21 protein-coding genes and 1 tRNA gene are annotated in these 23,626 nt (G+C 61.7%); 10 read left to right on the forward strand and 12 right to left on the reverse strand.

Going from position 1 to position 23,626, the window contains the following annotated elements; genetic code table 11:
• Position 1: 1 nt before the first annotated feature.
• A complete protein-coding gene (locus ACGKZZ_RS03565) occupies positions 2-943 on the reverse strand; it encodes a zinc transporter ZntB (protein ID WP_411222060.1) in 942 nt (313 codons plus the stop codon).
• On the reverse strand, positions 940-2,310 hold the full coding sequence (gene rimO, locus ACGKZZ_RS03570; protein ID WP_411222061.1) for a 30S ribosomal protein S12 methylthiotransferase RimO: 1,371 nt from the start codon (positions 2,308-2,310) through the stop codon (positions 940-942). Before rimO ends, ACGKZZ_RS03565 begins: the two co-directional genes overlap by 4 nt.
• A gap of 142 nt (positions 2,311-2,452) precedes the next feature.
• Between rimO and ACGKZZ_RS03575 the strand changes: the two genes are divergently transcribed.
• On the forward strand, positions 2,453-3,229 hold the full coding sequence (locus ACGKZZ_RS03575) for a transglutaminase-like domain-containing protein (RefSeq protein WP_411222062.1): 777 nt from the start codon (positions 2,453-2,455) through the stop codon (positions 3,227-3,229).
• Positions 3,230-3,305: 76 nt separating this feature from the next.
• Here the strand turns inward: ACGKZZ_RS03575 and ACGKZZ_RS03580 are convergent, their stop codons facing one another.
• The gene (locus tag ACGKZZ_RS03580; protein WP_411222063.1) at positions 3,306-3,878 is read right to left on the reverse strand and encodes a GcrA family cell cycle regulator; all 573 of its coding nucleotides are present in this window, start codon (positions 3,876-3,878) and stop codon (positions 3,306-3,308) included.
• Between the two features lie 120 nt (positions 3,879-3,998).
• Here ACGKZZ_RS03580 and ACGKZZ_RS03585 point away from each other — a divergent pair, with 120 nt between their 5' ends.
• Entirely contained in the window at positions 3,999-4,808 is an 810-nt protein-coding gene (locus tag ACGKZZ_RS03585) for an ABC transporter permease (protein WP_411222064.1), read from the forward strand.
• Positions 4,809-4,818: 10 nt separating this feature from the next.
• Here ACGKZZ_RS03585 and ACGKZZ_RS03590 read toward each other — a convergent pair whose 3' ends face one another.
• The 3 genes from ACGKZZ_RS03590 to dapF all read right to left on the reverse strand — a co-directional run bounded on the left by ACGKZZ_RS03590 (position 4,819) and on the right by dapF (position 7,686).
• The gene (locus tag ACGKZZ_RS03590) at positions 4,819-5,514 is read right to left on the reverse strand and encodes a CDP-alcohol phosphatidyltransferase family protein (protein ID WP_411222065.1); all 696 of its coding nucleotides are present in this window, start codon (positions 5,512-5,514) and stop codon (positions 4,819-4,821) included.
• Between the two features lie 82 nt (positions 5,515-5,596).
• Positions 5,597-6,850, reverse strand: coding sequence for a tRNA (N(6)-L-threonylcarbamoyladenosine(37)-C(2))-methylthiotransferase MtaB (gene mtaB / locus ACGKZZ_RS03595; RefSeq protein WP_411222066.1), 1,254 nt, complete (start codon positions 6,848-6,850; stop codon positions 5,597-5,599).
• Positions 6,847-7,686 (reverse strand): diaminopimelate epimerase, encoded by an 840-nt coding sequence (gene dapF / locus ACGKZZ_RS03600; protein WP_411222067.1) that lies wholly within the window; start codon positions 7,684-7,686, stop codon positions 6,847-6,849. Before dapF ends, mtaB begins: the two co-directional genes overlap by 4 nt.
• Positions 7,687-7,823: 137 nt before the next feature.
• Here dapF and ACGKZZ_RS03605 point away from each other — a divergent pair.
• Positions 7,824-7,899: transfer RNA gene (locus tag ACGKZZ_RS03605), tRNA-Lys, on the forward strand.
• 179 nt (positions 7,900-8,078) lie between these two features.
• Here the strand turns inward: ACGKZZ_RS03605 and ACGKZZ_RS03610 are convergent.
• Both ACGKZZ_RS03610 and ACGKZZ_RS03615 read right to left on the reverse strand, forming a co-directional pair.
• Positions 8,079-11,189, reverse strand: coding sequence for an efflux RND transporter permease subunit (locus ACGKZZ_RS03610; RefSeq protein WP_411222068.1), 3,111 nt, complete (start codon positions 11,187-11,189; stop codon positions 8,079-8,081).
• Positions 11,186-12,331 (reverse strand): efflux RND transporter periplasmic adaptor subunit, encoded by a 1,146-nt coding sequence (locus tag ACGKZZ_RS03615; protein ID WP_411222069.1) that lies wholly within the window; start codon positions 12,329-12,331, stop codon positions 11,186-11,188. Before ACGKZZ_RS03615 ends, ACGKZZ_RS03610 begins: the two co-directional genes overlap by 4 nt.
• A 262-nt stretch (positions 12,332-12,593) precedes the next feature.
• On the opposite strand from ACGKZZ_RS03615, the gene ACGKZZ_RS03620 reads away from it, so the two are divergent.
• From ACGKZZ_RS03620 to ACGKZZ_RS03635, 4 genes are all read left to right on the forward strand, one after another.
• On the forward strand, positions 12,594-13,493 hold the full coding sequence (locus ACGKZZ_RS03620; RefSeq protein WP_411222070.1) for a metal ABC transporter substrate-binding protein: 900 nt from the start codon (positions 12,594-12,596) through the stop codon (positions 13,491-13,493).
• Positions 13,494-13,613: 120 nt separating this feature from the next.
• Complete coding sequence (locus tag ACGKZZ_RS03625; protein ID WP_411222204.1) at positions 13,614-14,450, forward strand: manganese/iron ABC transporter ATP-binding protein; 837 nt, start codon at positions 13,614-13,616, stop codon at positions 14,448-14,450.
• Complete coding sequence (locus tag ACGKZZ_RS03630; RefSeq protein WP_411222071.1) at positions 14,447-15,352, forward strand: metal ABC transporter permease; 906 nt, start codon at positions 14,447-14,449, stop codon at positions 15,350-15,352. The genes ACGKZZ_RS03625 and ACGKZZ_RS03630 overlap by 4 nt, the downstream gene beginning before the upstream one ends.
• The gene (locus ACGKZZ_RS03635; protein ID WP_411222072.1) at positions 15,352-16,206 is read left to right on the forward strand and encodes a metal ABC transporter permease; all 855 of its coding nucleotides are present in this window, start codon (positions 15,352-15,354) and stop codon (positions 16,204-16,206) included. Before ACGKZZ_RS03630 ends, ACGKZZ_RS03635 begins: the two co-directional genes overlap by 1 nt.
• 3 nt (positions 16,207-16,209) lie before the next feature.
• Here ACGKZZ_RS03635 and ACGKZZ_RS03640 read toward each other — a convergent pair whose 3' ends face one another.
• From ACGKZZ_RS03640 to ACGKZZ_RS03655, 4 genes are all read right to left on the reverse strand, one after another.
• A complete protein-coding gene (locus ACGKZZ_RS03640) occupies positions 16,210-17,841 on the reverse strand; it encodes an alpha-D-glucose phosphate-specific phosphoglucomutase (protein ID WP_411222073.1) in 1,632 nt (543 codons plus the stop codon).
• A 49-nt stretch (positions 17,842-17,890) separates the two neighbouring features.
• Positions 17,891-18,601, reverse strand: coding sequence for a GNAT family N-acetyltransferase (locus ACGKZZ_RS03645; RefSeq protein WP_411222074.1), 711 nt, complete (start codon positions 18,599-18,601; stop codon positions 17,891-17,893).
• The gene (locus ACGKZZ_RS03650) at positions 18,598-19,986 is read right to left on the reverse strand and encodes an aspartate aminotransferase family protein (protein ID WP_411222075.1); all 1,389 of its coding nucleotides are present in this window, start codon (positions 19,984-19,986) and stop codon (positions 18,598-18,600) included. The genes ACGKZZ_RS03645 and ACGKZZ_RS03650 overlap by 4 nt, the downstream gene beginning before the upstream one ends.
• Positions 19,987-20,217: 231 nt before the next feature.
• A complete protein-coding gene (locus ACGKZZ_RS03655) occupies positions 20,218-21,024 on the reverse strand; it encodes a zinc-ribbon domain-containing protein (RefSeq protein ID WP_411222076.1) in 807 nt (268 codons plus the stop codon).
• 179 nt (positions 21,025-21,203) lie between these two features.
• Here ACGKZZ_RS03655 and ACGKZZ_RS03660 point away from each other — a divergent pair, with 179 nt between their 5' ends.
• The 3 genes from ACGKZZ_RS03660 to ACGKZZ_RS03670 are packed head-to-tail and all read left to right on the forward strand — an operon-like array spanning position 21,204 to position 23,517.
• Positions 21,204-21,881 (forward strand): cell division ATP-binding protein FtsE, encoded by a 678-nt coding sequence (locus tag ACGKZZ_RS03660; RefSeq protein WP_411222077.1) that lies wholly within the window; start codon positions 21,204-21,206, stop codon positions 21,879-21,881.
• A gap of 26 nt (positions 21,882-21,907) precedes the next feature.
• Complete coding sequence (locus ACGKZZ_RS03665; protein ID WP_411222205.1) at positions 21,908-22,783, forward strand: cell division protein FtsX; 876 nt, start codon at positions 21,908-21,910, stop codon at positions 22,781-22,783.
• Positions 22,783-23,517: a lysophospholipid acyltransferase family protein gene (locus tag ACGKZZ_RS03670; RefSeq protein ID WP_411222078.1), complete on the forward strand. Its 735-nt coding sequence runs from the start codon at positions 22,783-22,785 to the stop codon at positions 23,515-23,517. The genes ACGKZZ_RS03665 and ACGKZZ_RS03670 overlap by 1 nt, the downstream gene beginning before the upstream one ends.
• The last annotated feature ends 109 nt before the right edge of the window (positions 23,518-23,626 follow it).

Here is a 23,626-nt window from a genome sequence, read left to right on the forward strand (position 1 = left end):
CTCAGAACAATTTGAACTTGCGAAAGATCACGAATTCCAGCCCGACCACGGCCAGCATGAGCGCACAGACGATCCAGAACCCGTAATCGCTTTGCGCCAATGGCACGCCCCCGACATTCACTCCCAGCAACCCGGTCAAAAAACTGATCGGCAGGAAAAAGGCCGCCACGACAGTCAACACCAGCATTTGCTGGTTCATCGCCTCGGCACGTACGTCCAGCATGTGATCCTGCACCACCTGACAGCGTTCGCGGATCATATCCAGTTCCTCGCACAGCCGCGACAACCGGTCGACCGCCTCGCGCAGATGCGCCTTGGCAATATCCGTGATCCAGACGAAAGCCTCGACCTCAAGTGTTGTCAGCGCGTCGCGTTGCGGAAACAGATAACGCCGCAGCGCAATCGCCACCTGGCGCGTGTCCGAAATCGCGGCGCGGGTTTCTGCGATATCGCAATCCTGCAAGCCGTCTTCGATCCCGTCCAGCGCCTCGTTCAAATCGGCGACCACCGGGTCCGCGCGATCAATCAGCCGCAGCGCAATCGCCGCCAACATCGCACCGCTCGTGGCAGGAGCGCGGTCATGCATGACCATCGCACGAATATCGTCAAGCGCACCAAGGGGCCGGATTCCGACGCTGACGATCTGATTTGCCTCGATCCAGATCCGCAGCGAGATCATATCCTCGGGATCGGCCCCCTCGATCAGGTTCACGCCCCTCAGGATCACCACGGCGCCGTCGCCATGTGGCGTGCAACGCGGGCGCGTTTCGGCGGCCGAAAGTGCGGCGCGCACCACCGGATCAAGCGGCAGTTCGCCCAGTGTTTCGGCGACAAACCCCAGATCGCCCTGCACATGGGTCCAACGGTACGCCCCGTTCCCTTCAACCAGCGCACGGCCTGTGTCGGAAATCGCATAGCTGAAACTGTGGTTTTCCGGCTTCATGCCTTTGCCAATCGCCCCCAGAGATCGTATTCGCCCGCCTCGTCCACGTCGACAGATACAATCTCGCCGACCTGTAGCGCGCTCGTGCCTTCGTCGATGAAGAGGTTGCCGTCGATTTCCGGCGCATCCGCTTTGGTGCGGCAGGTGGCGATCCCGTCGGTGTCGATATCGTCGATGATCACCTCCATCCGGCTGCCCACCTTGGCCGCCAGCTTCGCTTCGGAAATTGCCTGCGCGTGCTCCATGAAGCGGTTCCACCGGTCTTGCTTTTCGTCCTCCGGCACATGGTCCGGCAACGCATTCGACCGGGCACCGGCGACGTTTTCGTACTGAAAGCACCCAACCCGATCGAGCTGCGCCTCATCCAGCCAGTCCAGCAACGTCTGGAACTCCGCTTCCGTCTCGCCCGGATAACCGACGATGAATGTCGATCGCAACGTGATGTCGGGGCACACATCGCGCCATGCCGCAATCTCGTCGAGTGTGCGCGCCGCTGCCGCGGGCCGCGCCATGCGGCGCAACACATCGGGATGGGCGTGTTGGAACGGAATGTCGAGATAAGGCAGCACCAGCCCTTCGGCCATCAGCGGCACCAGCTCGCGCACGTGCGGATAGGGATACACGTAGTGCATCCGTACCCACGCCCCCAACGCCCCAAGATCGCGCGCCAGGGACAGGATCGGAAACTTCTCGTCCCGGTCCTTCCAGTCGGTGCCATAGGCCGAGGTGTCCTGCGAAATCACCAACAACTCCCGCACGCCGTTCTCCACCAGCTTTTCCGCTTCTCGCAACACGGCGCGGGCGGGGCGTGACGTCAGCAATCCGCGCATGTCGGGGATGATGCAGAACTTGCACTTGTGATTGCAGCCCTCGGAAATCTTGAGATACGAATAGTGCCGCGGCGTCAGGCTGACGCCGGACGCGGGCAGCAGATCGACAAACGGATCGGGCGACGGCGGCACGGCCTTGTGCACCGCGTCGAGAACCTGTTCGTATTGATGCGGTCCGGTCACGGCAAGAACCTTGGGATGTGCTCCGGTGATGTAGTCAGGCTCTGCGCCCAAACAGCCGGTCACGATCACCTTTCCATTCTCGCTCAGCGCTTCTCCGATTGCATCGAGACTTTCCGCCTTGGCGCTGTCAAGAAATCCGCAGGTGTTCACGATCACCGCGTCCGCGCCGGAATAATCCGACGAAATCCCGTATCCCTCGGCCCTGAGGCGCGTCAGGATCCGCTCTGAGTCCACCAGTGCCTTGGGACAGCCAAGAGAGACCATTCCGATCAATGGCTGACCGGCGCGGGGAACATCCGCGATCCGGGCCGCAGGGGCCAGATCGGGGCGCAATGAAGGTGGGTTCTGTGACATGCGCGGCGTATAAAGTGAAGCGCGCGATTGGGAAAGAGGGCATCGCCATGCCTTCGCGCGAGCGTTACTCGCGAAACCACGTGCGCCACCGGCGCAAATGCCCTACCGTCACAGCCTCGCACTCATCTGATCGGAGCCACCTGTGATCCTCGATATCAATGTGCACCTTGCGTATCGTCTTGATGTCCCTCTCGACCTCCTCTTGCAGATCGAGGCGGCGGACCTTGCCGACCAGCGGCTTGTCTCGGCCAATATCCAGACGTCCGATGTCAGCCACTTCGTGCGCGTCGCCGCCGAAGATGGGCTGGGCGAGCGCATCTGGATACGCGCCGACGGGCTTTTTCGCTGCGATTATACCGCCCGCCTCGACATTGATCGCCCGGTGCTCGACATCGCGCCGCTGTCCGCCGTGCCGCCGCATCTGTTGCCGGGCGACACGGTGCGCTATCTCATGCCGTCGCGCTACTGCCCCTCGGACGAATTTCAAACCTTCGTTGCCGCCGAATTCGGCCATCTTTCGGGCGGAGCGCAAATTGCCGCGATGCGCGACTGGATCACCGGCGCGTTCGAATATGTGCCCGGCGCCAGCAATGCCCAGACAACCGCGCTCGACACCTTTGTGCAGCGTCAGGGCGTCTGCCGTGATTTCGCTCATGTGATGGTCACCCTGGCCCGCGCCGCCACGATCCCGGCGCGCTTTGCCAGCGTCTATGCCCCCGATGTCACCCCGCAGGATTTTCACGCCGTCGCCGAGATCTACCTTGAAGGCACGTGGCACCTTGTCGATGCCACGGGCATGGCGCGTGCTGATACGATCGCCCGCATCGGTATCGGCCCGGACGCCGCCAACGTGGCGTTCCTCAGCGCGTTCGGCAAGATCATGTTCGAGGCGCAATCCGTGTCGGTCACGCGCGGTTGAAGAGCGATTCCAGATAAACGAAAGGGGCGGTGACACCGCCCCTCGAAACTGCGCGAGTTGCAAAAGACGCGGTTGCTCACCGCCGCCTGTCGCGCCGCGAACTCATCGGTTGAAACGCAACACCCACATGGGCTTCGCAATAGGGCTTGCCCTGCTGGACAGGCAATCCGCAAAACCAGAAATTGGGCGTTGCCGGGTCTCCGACGGGCCACTTGCAGGTTCGCTCGGTCAGTTCCATCAGGGTCAGCTTCTTCGCCTTCTTCTCGATCGCGTTGACCTTGGCCAAGGCTTCGGGGCTGATTTCATTGGCCGAAGGTTGCGGCGGCAAGGGTTGTCCTGCGGGAATGATCTGCTTGCGCGGGCTTGGCGGTGGGGTCGCCGATTTCGTCTCCATCACCACTTCGGGAACAGCGGGTTTCGCCGGCGCCGCCTTGGGGGCGGGCTTTGGCTTGGCCTCGGCCTTGGCCGGTTTCGGCTCGGGCTTGGCCGTGCCGGCGGCCCCGGCACGGTTCGACAGGCCCAGACGGTGCACCTTGCCGATCACCGCGTTGCGGGTGACGCCGCCCAATTCCTTGGCGATCTGACTGGCAGACTGGCCTTCGCCCCACATCTTTTTGAGCACTTCAACTCGTTCATCGGTCCAGGACATCTGCGCCCTCCATCAAAAAGAGCGGCCCGTTTGCGTTGGCCGCCCATACACTCTAAGTCGATCCTTATTCTAATCATGCGTGGGCGAGATACAACCCGCGCGAGTCGCAAGAGGCACGCAATGCAGCAAGATGGGCAGATGATCGCACAGGAGCGCCGGTTCGGACGGGTCAACTGGATGGGTCTTTACACGCTTGCCGAGCGCGAGATCCTGCGCTTCACCAAGGTCTGGACGCAAACGCTGCTCGCGCCATTGGTGACAGCGGGGCTTTTCGTGGTGATCTTCACCATCGCCATCGGGCCGCGTCGGGGCGATGTCATGGGAGTCGATTTCACCACGTTCATCGCGCCCGGCATCCTGATGATGACTGTGATTCAAAACGCTTTTGCCAACACGTCCTCGTCGATTGTCGTCTCCAAGGTGCAGGGCAATATCGTCGACACGCTGATGCCGCCGCTGTCGGCCAGCGAACTGGTCCTGGGCTACCTTGCCGGCGGTATCGCCCGTGGACTCGTGGTGGCGGTGGCCATTGCCCTGGCCGTTTGGCTGTTCCTTGGCATCGTGCCGCAGCATCCGTTCGTGGCCCTGTTTTTCGTCATTATCGGTGCGGCATTGATGTCTGCGGTCGGAATGGTTGCGGGCATTTATGCCGACAAGTTCGATCAAATGGCCGCGATCACCAATTTCATCGTGACCCCGTTGGCGTTTCTGTCGGGCACCTTCTATTCGGTCGATGCGCTGCCACCACTGCTCAACCAGATCACCCACGCCAACCCGATTTTCTATCTGATCGACGGTGTCCGTTGGGGCTTGATCGGCGTCTCCGACAGCAGCCCGGTCTTGGGCGCCGTCGTGTCTGTTGTGGCGACGTTGTTGGTCTGCGTTCTGGCGTGGTGGTTCTTTCGCACGGGATATCGGCTAAAGGCCTGAATGGGCAGCGTCACGCGCCTCGCTCGGGAACCAGTTGCTGCACCACTCCGACGGCGATCAGGTAGACCGAGGTTGCGACAAGGCCCCAATGGGCCCAGCTTTCGGGGTGGAAATCAACCCACGCGGCCCAGCCCGCAAAGAACGTCCACGCCAGCGCAACGGGCAGCGACACCGAACGCCAGCGTTCAGTCCGCACCGGATGAATAAACTTGAGCGGCAAGAACATCGCGACCGCAAGTATGGCGACCAGCGACAGCGACACCCAGAAATTCGGCTCGATTGCGAACAACACCAGCACCAGCATGTTCCACGCCCCCGGAAACCCGTGGAATGAATTGTCGGATGTCTTCATCCGGCTGTCTGCGAAATACATTGCCGAAGCGAAGGTGATGATGATGATCGCGAACCACCCTGTCCAACCCGGCAAGAGGCCAGATTGGAACAGGGCGAATGCCGGGATGAACACATATGTCAGGTAGTCGATGATCATATCAAGCAGCACGCCGTCAAAGCGCGGTGCCTTGGTTTTGACGTCATACTTGCGCGCCAGCGGGCCATCCACGCCATCGACGGCAAAAGCGACCACCAGCCAAAGAAACATGATCGACCACTCTTCCTGAGCGGCGGCGAGCAGGGCCAACATGGCAAACACCGCCCCGGTGGCGGTGAACAAATGGACGAGCAGGGCGCGGGATTGATCGGTCATGCGTTTTATCTGACGGAATTCGTGGCCAAGGTGAAGCCCCCGCGCACGGCTCGACGACGCTCTTTTGCACCCAAGCAACAGATCAGGCGGTTAGCTGATGCCCATCGGTCCCGGTGATCACCGCCGTGACGATCTTGCCCACGGCCTGAGGCGCGGCAAAGCGCACTTCGCTGAACTGCTCGGTGCGGCCCATGTCGGGCGCTTCGGTCAGAATGCGGTGCGTGCGACCCTGTTGCTGGCTCAAATGGCGGCTGATCGCATCGGCACCCGCCGAACGCAGCCGCGCTGCGCGGTCCTTGATCGCCCGCCCATCAACCTGCGGCATGCGCGCGGCTGGCGTACCGTGACGCGGCGAGTAGGGAAAGACGTGCAACCAGGTCAGGTGGCAGTCTTCCACCAGTTTCAGGGAGTTGTCGAAATGCGCCTCTGTCTCGGTCGGAAAACCGGCGATAATATCGGCGCCAAAGGTCATGTCCGGGCGCAGGCGTCGGGCATCCTCGGCAAAGCGGATCGCATCGTCGCGCAGGTGCCGACGCTTCATGCGCTTCAGGATCAGATCATCGCCGTGTTGCAGGCTCAGATGCAGATGCGGCATCAGGCGCGACTCGGAGGCAATCGCGTGCATGAGATTTTCGTCCACCTCAATGCTGTCGATCGAACTGATCCGCAAACGCGGCAGGTCTGGCACCAGCTTGAGAATGCGCATCACCAGATCGCCGAGCTTGGGCTGCGCAGGCAAATCCGCGCCCCAGCTCGTCAGGTCTACACCTGTCAGCACCACTTCGTTAAAGCCTGTATCGACCAGCCGTTTGATCTGATCGACGATCACCCCTGCGGGCACAGAGCGCGAATTGCCGCGACCGTAGGGAATGATGCAGAATGTACAGCGGTGATCGCAGCCGTTTTGCACCTGCACATATGCGCGGCTGCGGGTGCCGAATCCGTCAATCAGATGCTGCGCGGTCTCGGTGACGGACATGATGTCGTTGACTTGCAGCGCTTCGGTCTGGCCGATGAAATCGGCCGCCAGCCCCTGCCATGTCTCCGGCGACATCTTTTCGATATTGCCGATCACCGCATCCACTTCGGACATTTTCGAAAACGTCTCGGGCTCGGTCTGCGCGGCGCAGCCGGTTACAATGAGCCGGGAATCGGGATTGTCACGGCGCAGCTTGCGGATCTCCTGGCGTGCCTTGCGCACCGCCTCGGACGTCACGGCGCAGGTGTTCACGACCACGGCGTTCTCCAACCCGGCCTGTGCGGCCAGGTCTTTCATCGCCTCGGTCTCGTAAGCGTTCAGCCGACAGCCGAGCGTGGTGAACTTCGGCGCGCTCACGTGATCGCCTCCAGCCAGCCACGGGTGAACGTGCCACTAAACACATGCGTTGTCGGACCAGTCATCCAGACACCATCGTCGCGCCACTCGATGTCGATTCGCCCGCCATCGAGATCGATCCGGACCTGCCGGCCTGTCAGTCCGCGCCGCGCGGCCGCAACGGCGGTCGCGCAGGATGAGGAGCCCGAGGCCAACGTCACTCCGACGCCACGTTCCCAAACCCGCATCCGAAGATGATTGCCCCCGATCACACTTGCGAATTGGACATTGGTGCGTTCGGGAAACAGCGGGTGTCTCTCGATCTCGCGCCCCCGTGCTTCAAGGTCGATCATTTCCGCATCGTCAACGAAAAACGTGCAATGCGGGTTGCCCATTCCGGTTGCGGTCGGAGCCCCGTCAATCGGCAGTTCGAGGGTATCCACCGCCTTGGCCAATGGAACGTCCTGCCAGTCGAGCTGGGGCAGCCCCATATTCACCGACGTCTTGCCGCCCCCGGCGTCGCGGGCAAACAACTGGCCGCGCTCGGTTGTGAGGACAACTTCGCTGGTGCGGTCTTCGGTCATCAGATGACGGGCGATACAGCGGGTCGCATTTCCGCATGCCCCGGAGATCGACCCGTCGGAGTTGAAAAACGTGAGCCGCGCCGTTGCGCCGTCGTCACTGGCCGAGATGACGGCCAACTGATCGAATCCCACCCCGCAATGCCTGTCGCCAATCGCCTGCGCCATTGCCGGCGTCACGACAAACGGATGCTCGCGCGTGTCCAGCACGACAAAATCATTGCCGAGCCCGTGCATTTTCAGAAAGGAAACATCGTCTGCCGTGTGAATCGTCATGGCCGAGCACATAAGCTCCTTGAGTGCGTCTTTCCAGCCCGACAGCACTTACGCGGGCGTCAATCTTTAACTCAATGGCGGAATGTGACTTTTTGGGGTTGACCCTTCAACGCCCTCTTTTTAGACACCGCTCCAGTGGGCCGTTAGCTCAGTTGGTAGAGCAACTGACTTTTAATCAGTGGGTCGCAGGTTCGATCCCTGCACGGCTCACCACTGACCTCTCCAACCGGCAATGCGGGGCGCGCGCCAAATTGGCGTGCACGACCGAGAACTTCGCGACGGCCTGCGCGCTGCAAGGATGGCGAACACTCACCTTCCTCTGACAGCAGCCTATTGATGCTCAACAAGCGTGTCGCCGTATCGCTGGCTTAGAAAGCGAGACGTGTGGGTTCCTAACGCGCAGCGTGCGCCCTGTGGCGTTTGCGCTCGCCCAGCATCAGCATCGCGGGCGTGACCACAAGGGTGAGCACCGTTGCCACGACCAGACCGCCCGCGATGGAGGAGGACAACTCGGTCCACCACTGCGTTGATGGCGCGCCATACACGACATCGCGCGTAAAGAAGTTCAGGTTCAGGCCGATAACCATCGGCATCAGGCCAAGGGCGGTCGTCACCGACGTCAGAACCACCGGACGCAAACGTTGCGCGCCGGTGCGCAGAGCCGCTTCGAGAGGCGACTGCCCGGCCTTTTTCAGATCGTTATAGGTATCGATCAACACGATGTTGTTGTTCACCACGATCCCGGCCAGGGCGATGACACCGATCCCTCCCATGACGATCCCGAAGGGGCGACCGGTGACCACCAGCCCCAGCAAGACACCGGCAATGGAAAAGACGATCGCGCTCATCACGATGACCGCCTGATAGAAATTGTTGAACTGCAACACGAGGATGACGAACATCAGGAACACGGCAGCGATGAACGCGGTGATCAGAAAGGCCATGCTTTCCTGCTGGTCCTGCGCCTCGCCGGCAAACGTGAACGAGATTCCCTCGGGCAGGTCGGCCTCCTCCAAGGCATCCGTCAGCGCTACAACCTGATCGTTGACAAGCACACCGGGGGCGACGTTGGCCTCAATCGTCGTCACACGCTTTTCGTCGATGCGGCGGATCACACCGATTCGGTCGGTCGGCTCGAAGGTCACGAAGTTCGAAATCGGCACCAATCCCGAGGAGGTCGGCACCCGCAAGCTGGCAAGCTCTGCCAGAGAGCGTTCCGCGCGCGGGAACCGCACCCTTATGTCAAGCGTGCCGTCAATGTCATCGGGGCGGTAATCGGCCACCGTGATGCCTTGGGTCAGAAGCTGCACCGCCTGACCCAACAGGCTCACGTCGGCACCAAAGCGCGCGGCTTCGGCGCGATTGACCAGAATCGAAACCTCGACGCCGGGAACGGGACGGGTGTCGGTCACGTCGGTGAATCCGCCCATCCGGTCCATGACGTCGCGAATCTGCTGCACCGCGTTTTCCTGCGCTCGCGAGGATGCTCCGCTGACACGCAGGTTGATGGGTTTGCCCGACGTCGGCCCGCCGCTTTCGGTCTGGACCTGAACGTCGATACCGGCAATGTCGGACACGTCATTCCGAATATCGACGCCGATCTCGGCCGCGGTGCGGCGCGTGTCCCAGTCGGTCAACTCAAGCTGAAGCGTGCCGATGGTTTCCTCGTCACCACGGCCTGCGCTCATGGTCGAGCGGGCGTAGATGCTGGCGATTTCGTCATAGCCAAGCAGACGGTTTTCAACCGCCCGCACCAGCGCATCTCGCTCGAATATCGAGAAATTGTCGCGAGCACGCACCTGAACCTGCATGAACTCGGGCTCGATCGAGGGAAAGAAGGTGATGCCCTTTCCGAATTGCCCGTATAGCCCGAACCCGCCCAAGAGCAGCGCAACCGCGAGCAATAATGTGGTTGCAGGCCGCAGAATGGCGCGCTCCAGCAGGCGCACATACGCACCGGTAATGCCCCCCATGTCGCGCGGATCGCCCAGCTCGGCAGCGTGCAGCGCGGCCTTGGCGTTGGCTGATTGCGGTTGCCTCTTGCCGATCAGACTGCCCAGCACCGGAATGAAGATCAGCGCCATGAACAGCGATGCCGTGAGCGTCAGGATAACGGTGATGGGCAGGAATTTCATGAACTGCCCCACCATGCCCGACCAGAACAACAGCGGGAAAAACACGCTTAGCGTGGTGGCAGTAGAGGCGATGATGGGCCATGACATGCGCTTGGCGGCGAAGGAATAAGCCTCTCGCGGTGGCACGCCCTCCTGGAGTTTCCGGTCGGCGAGCTCGGTCGTGACGATAGCCCCGTCCACCAGCATCCCGACTACAAGGATCAGCGCGAACAGCACGATGATGTTCATCGAGTAGCCCATCGCCCAAAGCGCAATCACACCGGAAAAGAACGCGCCCGGAATGGCCAGACCAACCAGAACCGCCGAGCGGAAGCCGAGCGCGAAAACGATCACGATCATCACGAGGATCACGGCCGCAATCACGTTCGCTTCGAGATCGCTGAGAAAGGTCTTCACCTGCTCGGACTGGTCTTGAAGATACGTGATCTTGACACTTTCCGGCCAGTCCGCGCGCAGTTCTTCCACCCGTTCCTTCACCTGATCGACCGTTTCGATGATGTTCGCGCCCGAACGTTTCTTGACCTCGAGCGCCAACGCCGGTTGCCCGTTGATGCGGGCAAAGGAATCCGGATCGTCAAAGGTGCGCCGGATCGTTGCGATATCGCCAAAGGTCACAACCGCGTTGCCGCGCACCTTGACGGGCATCGCCATGACGTCTTCCAGCCCCTCGATCAGCCCCGGCACTTTCAGCACGATCCGCCCCGCGCCGGTCTCGATGGCGCCTGCGGCGATCAACCGGTTGTTGCGCTGGATCTGGCCGATCAATTCATCAAAGGACAGATTGTAGGTCTGAAACACCGTCGGATCGATCAGCACCTCCAGAAACTCGAACCGCTGACCACCGATATCGACCTCAAGCACCCCCGGCAGCGCCTCGATCTCCTCTTGCATTTCATCGGCCAGATCATTCAGCGTGCGTTCGGGCACAGAGCCGGACAGGATCGCGGTGACGATGGGGAACAGTGCGGTATTGATCTCGGTGATGGTGACGTCATAGGCGTCGCTCGGCAACTCGCTCTCGGCACGATCCACCGCGTCCTGGACCTTTCCCAGCGCCTCCTGGCTTTCAAATCCGGGGCTGAACTCCAGTTGCAGGCTCGCAAACCCTTCGGAGGCGTCTGATTTCAGGCTTTCCAGCCCCGCAATTGACGCAAACTCGGTTTCCAAAGGCTCCAGCAGCAGGCGTTCGGCGTCGGACGGGCTGATCCCGTCAAGCCCGGTCGAGACATAGAAAAACGGCAACGGTATTTCGGGCGTCGATTCCTTGGGGATCGCCATATAGGCATAGACACCCACGGTCAGCACCATGAACAGGGTCATGATGACGACGCGCGCCCGCGAAAATGCGGCGTTGATAATGGCATTCATCCGTTTGTGTCTCCGGCGCTCGGAATGACGGTGTCATCCGCACTGACATAGCCTTGACCCACGGTGATAACGTTGACCGTTTCGGGCAGGCCGGTCACCCAGATGCCGTCGATCTGCGCTTTCACCACCTCGACCGGGAAAAACTCGACCACATCGTCGTCGTTCACGGTCTTGACGCCCAGCGTGCCTTCGGAGTTCAGCGATACGATAGAGGGCGACAGGAAATGCGCAGTGACCTCGCCGGTTGGAATGATCACCTCTGCCGAGATGCCAGCAGGGATTTTGCCGTCCTCGTTGGCAATCTCGACCTCTGCCAGAAAGGTGCGGGTTTCCGATGCAGCGGACGTGCCGACAAAGACAACCGTGCCGTCGCGCTCTTCTCCGGTGATGAACCGGACCGTTGCCGTCTGGCCGACGGAAATGCGCGTCAGCGATTGCTGGGGCACCTGAATCGCCACCGTCAGCGGAGTGATATCGACCAGGCGGCCCACTTCGGTGCCCGCTGACACGAACTCGCCTTCATCGATATCCAGCGTTTCGATACGTCCGGCAAAGGGCGCGGTGATCGTCAATGCCTTGGCCGCCTGTTCGGCCGCGGTGACCTGCGCCTGCGCCGAGGCCAGTGCGGCACGCGCGTCGGTCATCCGGTCAATCGTCGCGACACCCCGATCCAGCAATTGCTGGGCGTTGTCGAACTCGCGCTGGGCACGGGCCAATTCCTCGGCGGCGCGGTTGGCGTCGGCCTTGTTGTTCGTGGGATCGAACCTGGCGATCACCGTCCCGGCGGCGACGTCCTGTCCCTTGCGCACCAGCACGGCCTCGATATCGCCAGAGGTTTCGGCGCGCATCATGGTGTCACGGTCGGGCAGGGCCTGACCTTCGGCGCGATAAAGCTGTGTCACCGTTTCCGCAGTCGCGGCTCTCACGGCAACCGACACCGGCTTGGGCGCCTCGCGCATGTTTGACGATTCCGCCTGGTCGGAGGGAAAGATGAAGCCGCTGCCCATCCACACCACAATCGCCACCACGAAAGCCGCAGCGATCCAGGTTGAGCGCGACGACCCCTTGTCGGATTCAAACGTCAGCCTTTGCGGCGTCTCGTCATCGGCGTCATCGGTGTGCTCGGTCTTGTCAAATGTCATCGGTCGTTTCCCTCGGGGCGACGGGCGTTTGCAACGGCGTCTGTGTCCTCGTGCTACTGACTTAGCCCGCTTCCGGGCAAGCCGACAGGGGAAGCGGGAAAAGACTTGTCAGCACTTTGCGATTTTCCGCTGCGTCCGTGGGGTTAAAAACCACAGGATACCTTCAATTTGGAGTTGCGAACAATTCGCAAGTGACTAAGTTGTTGAGAGTGATTTGCATGTGCAGACCGGACCTGACATAAGCCCATCGGAGGCATAATTCATGACGATCAGACCCCTTGCATCAGCCGCCGCCGCGCTCCTCGCCGTTCTGGCGACGACTGCCGCGGCCGACGACAGGATGAAGGTTGTCACGACCTTTACCGTGCTGGCCGACATGGCCGCCAATGTTGCCGGTGAAGCTGCGGAGGTCGTGTCGATCACCAAGCCCGGAGCCGAGATCCACGGCTATGAGCCAACTCCTCAGGACATCGTGCGTGCCTATGATGCCGATCTCATCCTCTGGAACGGAATGAACCTCGAACTTTGGTTCGAACAATTCGTGTCCAATCTTGGCGACATTCCCTCGGTCACGCTGACAGACGGGGTCGATCCGATCTCCATCGCGGCGGGCAGCTACGAGGGCAAGCCAAACCCCCACGCGTGGATGGGTTTGGACAACGCACTGATCTACATCGACAATATCGAAACGGCGTTTGCGCAGTACGATCCCGACAACGCCGACACCTATGCTGCCAACGCCGAGCGCTATAGGGAAGAATTGCGCGCCACGATCGAGCCGCTGCGCGATGAAATTGCAACCATCCCCCCAGAGCAGCGTTGGTTGGTCACATGTGAAGGCGCGTTCAGCTATCTGGCGCGGGATTTCGGAATGAAGGAACTCTATCTCTGGCCGATGAACGCCGATCAGGTCGGCACACCGCAACAGGTACGCGCGGTAATCGACGGGGTGCGCGACAATGACATTCCGGTGGTGTTCTGTGAAAGCACGGTCAACACCTCACCCGCCAAACAGGTCGCCCGCGAAACCGGCGCGACCTATGGCGGCGAACTTTACGTCGATTCGCTCAGCACCGCCGACGGACCTGTCCCCACCTATCTTGATCTGCTGACCGTCACGTCGCGCACCGTTGTCGACGGTCTGAGATCCGCCTCGCAATGAGGCCGACACCACATCACCCGGTCCCGGCAGGGACACGGCACCGCAAAGGACAATGCCATGCTCGATAATGAGCAGAGCCGAGGGCAGCCCGTCGCATCAGGGCACACCGGCAGCGGCCTCATGCTGCAAGACGTCACCGTGACCTATCGCAACGGACACACCGCCCTGTGGAACGCCAGTTTCGAAATCCCGCGCGGCACCGTGACGGCGCTGGTCGGGGTGAACGGCGCTGGCAAATCCACGATTTTCAAGGCGATCATGGGGTTCGTTCCGGCCGCGAGCGGTGACATTCGCATCCTTGGAATGCCTGTCCGAGAGGCGCTGGCCAAGAATCTCGTGGCTTACGTTCCGCAATCCGAAGAGGTGGATTGGGCCTTTCCGGTGCTGGTCGAAGACGTCGTGATGATGGGGCGCTATGGCCACATGGGCTTTTTGCGCCGCCCCAAACCGGCGGATCACGAGGCCGTGGATCAGGCGCTGGGGCGCGTGAACATGCGGGAGTTTCGCCACCGCCAAATTGGAGAACTGTCAGGCGGCCAGCGCAAACGCGTGTTTCTGGCGCGCGCTCTGGCGCAGGACGGGCAGGTGATCCTGCTGGACGAACCGTTCACCGGTGTGGACGTCAAGACCGAAGACCAGATCGTCGCTCTGCTGCGCGAATTGCGCGATGAGGGGCGGGTGATGCTGGTCTCGACCCACAACCTTGGATCGGTGCCGGAATTCTGCGACCGCACCGTGTTGGTGAAAGGCACCGTGCTCAGCTACGGGCCGACCGAAACCACTTTCACCCGCGCCAACCTCGAAGCGGCGTTCGGCGGTGTCCTGCGTCACTTTACCCTTGGCGGTGAAGATCTGCACGACGACGAGGATGCGCGCGAAGTCACGATCTTTACCGATGACGAGCGCCCCTTCGTGCAATACGGCGAGAAAACCCAGCGCACGGATACCAAGCCATGATCGCGTCGCTTTGGGAACCGTTCGGCTACAATTACATGGTCAACGCCATGTGGGTGTCGGCGCTTGTCGGCGGGGTGTGTGCGTTCTTGTCGGCCTACCTGATGCTCAAGGGGTGGTCCCTGATCGGCGATGCGCTGTCGCATTCGGTTGTACCGGGGGTGGCGGGTGCCTACATTCTTGGCCTGCCATTCGCGCTCGGCGCGTTCATCGCCGGCGGCTTGGCGGCGGGCGCGATGCTCTTCCTGTCGGAGCGCTCGGGGCTCAAGCCGGATGTGATCATCGGGCTGATCTTTACCTCGTTCTTTGGCCTTGGCCTGTTCATCGTGTCGGTCAACCCGATGTCGGTGTCGATCCAGACCATCACGATGGGCAACATCCTTGCCATCACGCCCGAAGACACGCTGCAACTGGCGATCATCGGATTTGTGTCCCTCGCGGTCCTGCTGGCCAAGTGGAAAGATCTGATGGTCACGTTCTTTGACGAAAACCACGCCCGCACCATCGGCCTGAACCCCACGCGGCTCAAGGCGATGTTCTTTGTACTGCTGTCCGCCTCGGTCGTGGCCGCGATGCAGACGGTCGGAGCCTTCCTTGTGATCGCAATGGTGGTCACGCCGGGCGCAACCGCCTACCTGCTGTGCGACCGCTTTCCGCGCTTGATCATCACGTCGGTCCTGATCGGAACACTGACGAGCTTTTTCGGCGCATACATCAGTTATTTCCTCGACGGTGCGACAGGAGGCATCATCGTGACCTTGCAAACGCTGATCTTCCTCATCGTCTTTGTCTTTGCGCCCCGCCACGGCCTCTTGGCCGCACGACGCCGCGCCAGGGACGCGTTGCGCAGTGGGCCGCCACGCGACAGCATGGTGCCGGTCAGTCCTGCACAGGAGCATGTGTGATGGACCTCGAAACCCTGCTTTTGCCCTTCCGCTTTGCATTTATGCAAAACGCGTTCTTCATCTCGATCATGGTCGCCGTGCCGACGGCGCTCCTGTCGTGCTTCCTCGTGCTCAAGGGCTGGGCGCTGATGGGGGATGCGGTGAGCCATGCGGTTCTGCCCGGCATCGTTCTGGCCTACATCTTCGGTATTCCGCTGATCATCGGCGCCTTCGCCGCCGGGATGACCTGCGCCCTGGCGACCGGCTATCTGGCCACCAACAGCAGGGTCAAACAGGATACGGTGATGGGCGTGGTGTTCTCCGGCATGTTCGGTGTCGGCATCGTGCTCTATGTCTCGATCGAGACCAACGCCCATCTCGATCACATCCTGTTCGGCAAAATGCTTGGGGTCGAGCCGCACGAGCTTTGGACTGCCGGCATCATATCCGCACTGGTGGGCGGTGTGCTGTTGCTCAAATGGAAAGACTGGCTGTTGCACAGCTTTGATCCCGCGCAGGCCCGTGCCTCCGGGCTGTGGGTCAATGCGCTTCATTACGGTCTTCTTGCCGCGCTGTCCCTGACCATCGTGGCGACATTGTCAGCGGTCGGCTTGATCCTTGCCATTGGCCTGCTGATCGCGCCGGGGGCGATCGCGTTCCTGCTGGTGCGCAAATTCTCGACGATGCTGTGGCTGTCGGTGCTGATCAACATGGCGTCGATGCTTTTGGGCGTTTACCTGAGCTTCTTCCTCGACAGTGCGCCAGCGCCGACGATCATCCTGATCCAGACCGCAATCTTCGTCGCGGCCTTTGTCCGCCGTCAGGTCGTGACGCGCCGCGCCTCTCGCCAGAGGCAGCAGGCGACACCGGTCTGAGGTTCAGGTCATCACATCAGGAACACTGCGTCCGGTGCGTTGTGCCAGACCGCAGATCTGCGCCGTGGCTTCGGCAAGATCCGCCAACGCCGCCTGAGTGTCGATCCCAAGGTCGCCCTCTGGCGGCTCGTAGCGTTCAAGGTAGACGCGCAGGGTCGCGCCTTCGGTTCCGGTTCCGGATAAGCGCAACACTGCGCGTCCACCGCCGTCAAAGTTGATGCGCAGTCCTTGATTGTGGCTGACCGACCCGTCAACCGGATCGTGATATGAGAACCGATCCGCATACGTGACCTTGCACGCGCCGAACTGCTGACCGGCAAGAGTTTCCAGATCCATCGTCAGATCGGCCATAAGATCATTGGCAATAGCGACGTCGAGCGCCTCGTAGTCGTGACGCGAATAATAGTTGCGCCCATAGGTGCTCCAGTGGCCATCAAGGGTCTCTTTGACCGACAGGTCGCGCGCGGCAAGGATATTCAGCCACATCAACACTGCCCAAAGCCCGTCCTTTTCGCGCACATGGTCGCTGCCTGTACCGGCACTTTCCTCGCCGCAAAGCGTGACGCGGCCAGCATCGAGGAGCGTGCCGAAAAACTTCCATCCCGTCGGCGTTTCGAAACATTCAACACCCAACGCCTCGGCCACCCGGTCACACGCGGCGCTGGTCGGCATGGACCGGGCCACGCCCTTGATGCCTGCCGCACATCCCGGCGTCAGGTGGGCGTTGGCCGCGATCACCGCAAGGCTGTCGGACGGCGTCACATAAACGCCCCTGCCAAGTATCATGTTGCGATCCCCATCGCCATCGGACGCTGCGGCAAAATCGGGCGCTCCATCGGCCATCACCATGTCCACCAACGGTTTGGCCCAGATCGGGTTCGGATCGGGATGGCCCTTGGCGAAATCAACCGAAGGCACGCCGTTCAAGACCGTGCCGTCTGGCGCGCCAAGCATGTCTTGCAGGATCGTCGTCGCATAGGGGCCCGTCACCGCATGCATCGCGTCAAAGCGCATTGTTTTGCCGTTCGCAAACCACGCGCGGATCGCGTCGAAATCGAACAGCTCCTGCATCAAGGCGGCATAATCCGCGACCGGATCGACAATCTCGATCGTCGTCGCGTGCAACTGCGTCTCTCCCAGAGTGTTAAGGTCAATGTCGCTGCTTTTGACGGTCTTGAAGCTTGTGATCGCCTGCGTCTCGGCAAAGATCGCGTCGGTGACGGCTTCGGGGGCGGGGCCACCGTTGGGGGTGTTGAATTTCATTCCGAAATCCGCATTCACTCCGCCCGGATTGTGGCTTGCCGACAGAAGCAAGCCGCCATCCGCGCCGCGCTTGCGAATGAGGTGCGATGCCGCCGGGGTGGAGAGCAAGCCGCCCTGGCCCACAATCGCCCGTGCCGCCCCGTTCGCCGCTGCCATGCACAGGATCGTCTGGATTGCTTCTAGGTTGAAGAACCGCCCGTCGCCGCCGATCACCAGCGTTTTGCCCGCGACCCCGCCAATCGCGTTGAAGATGGACTGCACGAAACATTCGACATAGCCGGGCTGCATGAAAACGCGGGTTTTCTTGCGCAAGCCCGATGTGCCGGGTTTCTGGTCGTCGAACGGGGTGCAGGTCTGGGTCAGGATTGTCATGCGGACACCTTTTTGCGCAACGTGCCCGATTTGAACAGAACCGCAGCGGTTACGCCACCGTCAGTGTGCGGATTTGCCGGCCATCCGCGTCGAAATTGTCATCCGCCAACCATCTGCTGAATCGCGCTTTCAAGGCTGGCCACTCGCGATCAAGGATCGAATACCACGCGGTATCGCGGTTGCGGCCCTTGTAGTGGGTCGCCTGCCGGAACGTCCCTTCATAGGTAAACCCCAGCCGCTCTGCCGCCGTGCGAGAGGGCGCGTTCAGCGCGTCGCATTTCCACTCGTAGCGCCGATAGTTCAACTCATCGAACGCGCGCGCCATCATCAGATACTGAAACTCCGTCGCGGCGCGGGTGCGTTGCAGGCGAGGCGAGAGATTGATGAACCCCACCTCGATGGATGCGGCCTGTGGCGCGTTACGCAGATAGCTGGCATGGCCCACCGCGTGCCCATCAACAAGAATGCTGAACATCAGCGGATCATCGGCATTCATCGCCGTCTTGACCCACGCGCGAAACGCAACCTCGTCGCGGTAGGGGCCGTTGGGCAGATAGGTCCAGATGCGATCCTCGGTGTCCTCTTTGAACGCCGTGTAGAGATCGCCGGCATGCTCCAGCGACATCGGCACGACCGAGCAGAACCGCCCGACCATCGGCGTGCGCGGAGGCGTCGGTCGGACGCTTGTGTCACTGACCGGCAGACCGACAGGTTGACCCAGCGCATTGCGGCGCTGGGTCAGCGTCGAGGCATCGCTCACCCGAATTCGCGACCCAAGGCTGCATCAACAGACGCGATGATCTGGTTGATGTCGTCTTTGGTGGCGATCAGCGCCGGGCTGAAGCACAGCGTATTGTTGAAGCCCGGAATTGACCGGTTCGTCGCACCGATCACCACGCCTTGCGCCATGCAATCGGCCACGACGCGCTGGACCCGCTTTTCATCGACGGGCGCGCGCGTGTCGCGGTCCTCGACCAACTCGGCGCCAAGAAACAGACCCTTGCCCCGCACATCGCCGATGGCGCTGTGCTTGTCGGCAAGCCCGTGCAACTGGTCGATCATATACTCGCCCATGCGCGTGGTGTTGTCCAAAAGATCTTCGTCCTCGATGATCCGCATATTCTCGAGCGCCGCTGCCGGGCCTGCGGTGCAGCCGCCAAAGGTGGAAATGTCGCGGAAATAGTTCATCGGATCGTCGGAATTGTCCTTGAACATGGAGAACACGTCTTCTGTGGTCACCAGGCAGGCAATCGCCGCATAGCCCGACGCGACGCCCTTGGCCATCGTGACCATGTCGGGTTGCACACCGTATTGCTGGTAGCCGAACCATGTGCCGGTACGGCCGACGCCACAGACGACCTCGTCAATATGCAACAGAATGTCGTATTTGCGGCAAATCTCTTGCACGCGCTGCCAGTACCCCTCGGGCGGAGTGATGACGCCGCCACCGGCTGTGACCGGCTCGAGGCAGAGCGCGCCGATGGTGTCCGGGCCTTCGCGCAGGATCACTTGCTCGATCTGGTCAGCGGCCCATTCGCCGTAATTCTCGCTCGGAGCGCCCTGATCTGCGGCGCGGTATTCAAGGCAATGGGGAACCTTCACGAAACCGGGAGTGTAGGGACCGTACTGCGCGTTGCGCTCCTCTTGGCCACCGGCGGACAGACAGGTGATCGTGGTGCCGTGGTAATCGCGGTCGCGGTAAAGGATCTTGTGCTTGGACCCGCCATAGCGCTTGTGCGCGATCTGGCGGACCATCTTGAACGCCTTCTCGTTCGCCTCGGACCCCGAATTGGTGTAATACACGCGGGTCATTCCCGGCATCTTCGAAATCAGCTTTTCCGAGAACAATGCGCCCGGAACCGACCCTGCGGACCCGGCGAAATAGTTCAGCTTGATCAACTGGTCATAAACGGCCTTGGCGATGCTTTCGCGCCCGTAGCCGACATTGACGGTCCAGACGCCACCGGACACCGCATCAAGATGCTCCTTGCCCTTCTGGTCCCAGACGCGCATGCCCTTGCCCTCGACGATGATCCGGGGATCGTTCGTCTCGAATGGTTTATGCTGTGTCAGGTGATGCCAGACATGGGCGCGGTCGGCCTCAACGATGTGGCTAAGATCATTTTTTGACAATGTGCCGTCCATGGCTGTCGTCTCCCTCTGAGAATCACCGCAGGGCAGGTGCGATCCCAGCCACGGCTCGCTCATTCTGGGCATATCACGCGGCTGCCGTTAGGGCCAAAGATGTGTCACTGATAGGTCCAGTTGCGGAAAGCCTCGCAAACTGGCCGGAAATGGCCTGAGGGCCGGCAGCTCAAGCAGCAAACGCCGATCAGGCATCGCTCATGGCCATCGCGTCGTCGGAACCGCCACCGATCATGCGAAAACTGTCGCGATTTGCGTATCGAGCCAAGCGCGGACCTGATTCACCATCGACACATAGCTGTCGAGCAATCCGGCAAGCTGTGGGATCGTTTCGCCGAGCTGCGGCGCAAAGATGTAGAGCGCTGTCAGGAAAACAAAGAGAAGCACCACAAACATGAAGCCACGGCCAAATCCGCCGGCGTCATCGTCGTCGTCATCAAGATCGCCCTGAAGCGTGCGCACCTCGCGCCGTTCGCTCGACGCGCGCAGGGTCTGGTTGATCTCGTCGATATCGGGCAGCATGTCGCCCCGAGATTGCGGCCGATCGCTGACCGCCGAAGCTGCTGCCGCGCCCGCTGCATCCTGGCCGCGCAATCTGCGCATCCGGTCCTGAGCCTGACGCGCACGCTTGGCGGCTTCGTCCTCGGGTTCCTGCAATCCCAGATCGGGCTGCTCTTCCAGAACACCAGCCTGAGACGCACGCGCTCGGCTTTCCAGCGCGGCTTCCTCGCGCAGGATGTCGGCCACCGACGGATCGAGTTCGCGCCGCTTGGGCGGGGTTGGCGCAGGCTTTTCGGCGGGTGCGGCACCTTGATTGACCGATGGCCCGTCATCGATATCGCTCTCGACCTCGGGATGCCAGACCGCGTCCTTGGGCGCGGAGGCCTCGGCGGCCAGTGTTTCGGGGCTGTCCTCGGTATCGCGTGCCTGAAACCAGGTGTTGCCGCAATTGGAACATTGGACATCGCGCCCGTCTTCGGGGATGACATCGGCGGGAACCTCGTATCGTGCCCCGCAGCTTGGACAGGTCAGCCGCATTTCGCCTATCGCCCTTTTTTGACGCGCCCGTGTTGCCGGCCGTCGTCGTTCCTCACCAATTCGCACAGCATAGGCCCGCCGATCTGCATGTAAAACCCCCTACAACCCCTATGGGCGCATTGAAACCGGCACGATGCTCAGGCACAACAGCGCCAACCAAGGGCAGGGGCAGCAGCGCCGTGATCGAGCTAGAAAATGTGGCGTATAGTTATGGCGGTGGCGAATTGCTGACCGACATCTCCCTCACCGTGCCACGCGGGTCGTTCCACTTTCTGACCGGACCATCAGGATCGGGAAAAACCACGTTTCTCAAGCTGTGCTACGGCGCGTTGCAGGCAACTGCGGGCCATGTGCGCCTGTTTGATCGCGATGTGCGCAGCCTTGGCCGTGACGACGTGGCGCTGTTGCGTCGCAAGGTGGGCGTGGTGCATCAGGATTGCCAATTCCTCGATCATCTTTCGGTGACAGAGAACATCGCCCTGCCGCTCGCCGTGTCCGGGCAGGACGCCACCGGAACGGATGCCAATCTGAAGGAATTGATGGCCTGGGTCGGCCTGACCTCGCGCGCCGAAGCCCTGCCGCCGGAACTGTCGGGCGGAGAGCGCCAGCGCGCCGCCCTGGCCCGCGCGGTCATCATGTCGCCGGATGTGATCCTGGCGGACGAGCCGACCGGCAATATCGACTGGGAGATGTCGCAGCGCCTGCTGACACTGCTGGTGGAGCTTAACCGCATGGGCAAAACGGTGCTGGTGGCAACACACGATCTGAGCCTGATCCGCGCGGCAAAAGCACAGGTGCAGACACGGGTGCTGCGCATTTCCAACCGGCGGTTGCAGACAGCGGGGGCGGATTTGTGAAGTTCGATCTGCGCGCCACGGCGCAAATGCTGCTGTTTGACGAAAAGTCCGACCGCGTCGTTCCGCCCACCGGTTTCACGGCACGGCTGACCCTGTTCAGCGCTTTCGCGATGGCATTCCTTGCGGTGTTTGCTCTGGCACTGTCGCTCGCCGCCGGGCGGGTCGCGGATCGCTGGGGCGAAGAGCTGGCACAATCCTCGACCGTGCGCATCTCGGCCCCGGCGGGCGAAGTGGCAACCCAGACCGAAGCGGCGCTGCGCGTGCTGCGCACGACGCCGGGAATCGAGGAAGCCAACGCGCTGACCCTTGAGGAACAGCGTGCGCTTCTGACGCCGTGGTTCGGCCCCGACCTGCCGATCGAGGATCTGCCGCTGCCGCAATTGATCGACATTTCCGAAACCGCCGAAGGCTATGACGCCGCCGGTCTGCGCCTGCGACTTGCCGCTGAAGCGCCCGCCGCCGTGCTGGACGATCACGCCCGCTGGCGCCGCCCTCTGGTGGATGCGGCGGCCCGGTTGCGCCTGCTGGGATGGGCGTCGATCCTGCTCATCGCCACGGCAACGGCGGCGATGGTCACGTTGGCGGCCAATGCGTCGCTGGCGGCGAACGCGCAGGTCATTGCGGTGTTGCGGCTGGTGGGGGCAAAAGACACCTATATCGCCAGCGCTTTCGTCCGCCGCTTTGCCTTGCGCGCCCTCATCGGCGCGGCGTTCGGCACTGTGATCGGCGTCGTCGCGCTGTTTCTGGTGCCGTCGGGCGGCGACGCGGCCAGCTTTCTGACCGGATTGACCATTCAGGGCTGGGGCTGGCTCTGGGTGGTGCTGATCCCGCCGCTGTCGGGGCTTGTCGCGCTTGTCGCCACGCGCTTTGCCGCCAACCGCGTGCTTGAGGAGTTGGCCTGATGTCATACGCAATCCAGTGGGTGCGGTCGCTGATCTACATGGCCTCGGTCTATCTGGCGATTGCCGTGGTCGGCCTCGTGCTGTTCCCCTGGGCGGTCTTTTCCCGCAAGGGCGCGCGCGTCGGGTGCATGAGCGTGTGCCGCTATGTGCGCTGGGCGGCACCCTGGATGATCGGGTTGAAAACCGAAGTGCGCGGCACGCCGCCTGATTACGAATGTATCGTCGCTGCCAAACACCAAAGCTTTCTGGATGTGTTCATGGTGTTCTCGGCCCTGCCAGCAGGCAAGTTCATCATGAAACGTATCTTGATGTACGCGCCGGTAGTCGGCCAATACGGTCTGCGCATCGGCTGCATCCCGGTCGATCGCGGCAAGCGCGGCGCGGCGATCAAGCAGATGGTTGCTGCGGTCGCGCGGGGTGAGGCAACAGCCGGACAGCTGATCATCTACCCGCAAGGCACCCGTATCGCACCGGGCGTCAAGGCGCCCTACAAGGTGGGTCCTGCGGTGCTTTACGAACAACTCAAACAGCCCTGCGTGCCGGTGGCCGCCAATGTCGGCCTGTTCTGGCCCAAGCGCGGTATCTATCGCAAGCAGGGCACGGCGGTGGTGGAGTTTCTGGAACCGATCCCTCCGGGGCTGCCGCGTGCGGAGTTTCTGGCGTTGCTGGAAGAGCGGATCGAGACGGCCTCGGACCGGCTCAACGCCGAGGCGGGGTTTGTGGCCCAGCCCTAACACCGGCGTACGGTGGGTTGGCAAACCGTTAACGCTTGACCGCTAGTGTGCCCCCACGTTGCGCAACGAGCGGACAGGGTCACTCCCACACCGCGACAGATTTGACTTT

This window comes from Marivita sp. S2033 (assembly GCF_046592965.1).
Classification (GTDB): Bacteria; Pseudomonadota; Alphaproteobacteria; order Rhodobacterales; family Rhodobacteraceae; genus Marivita.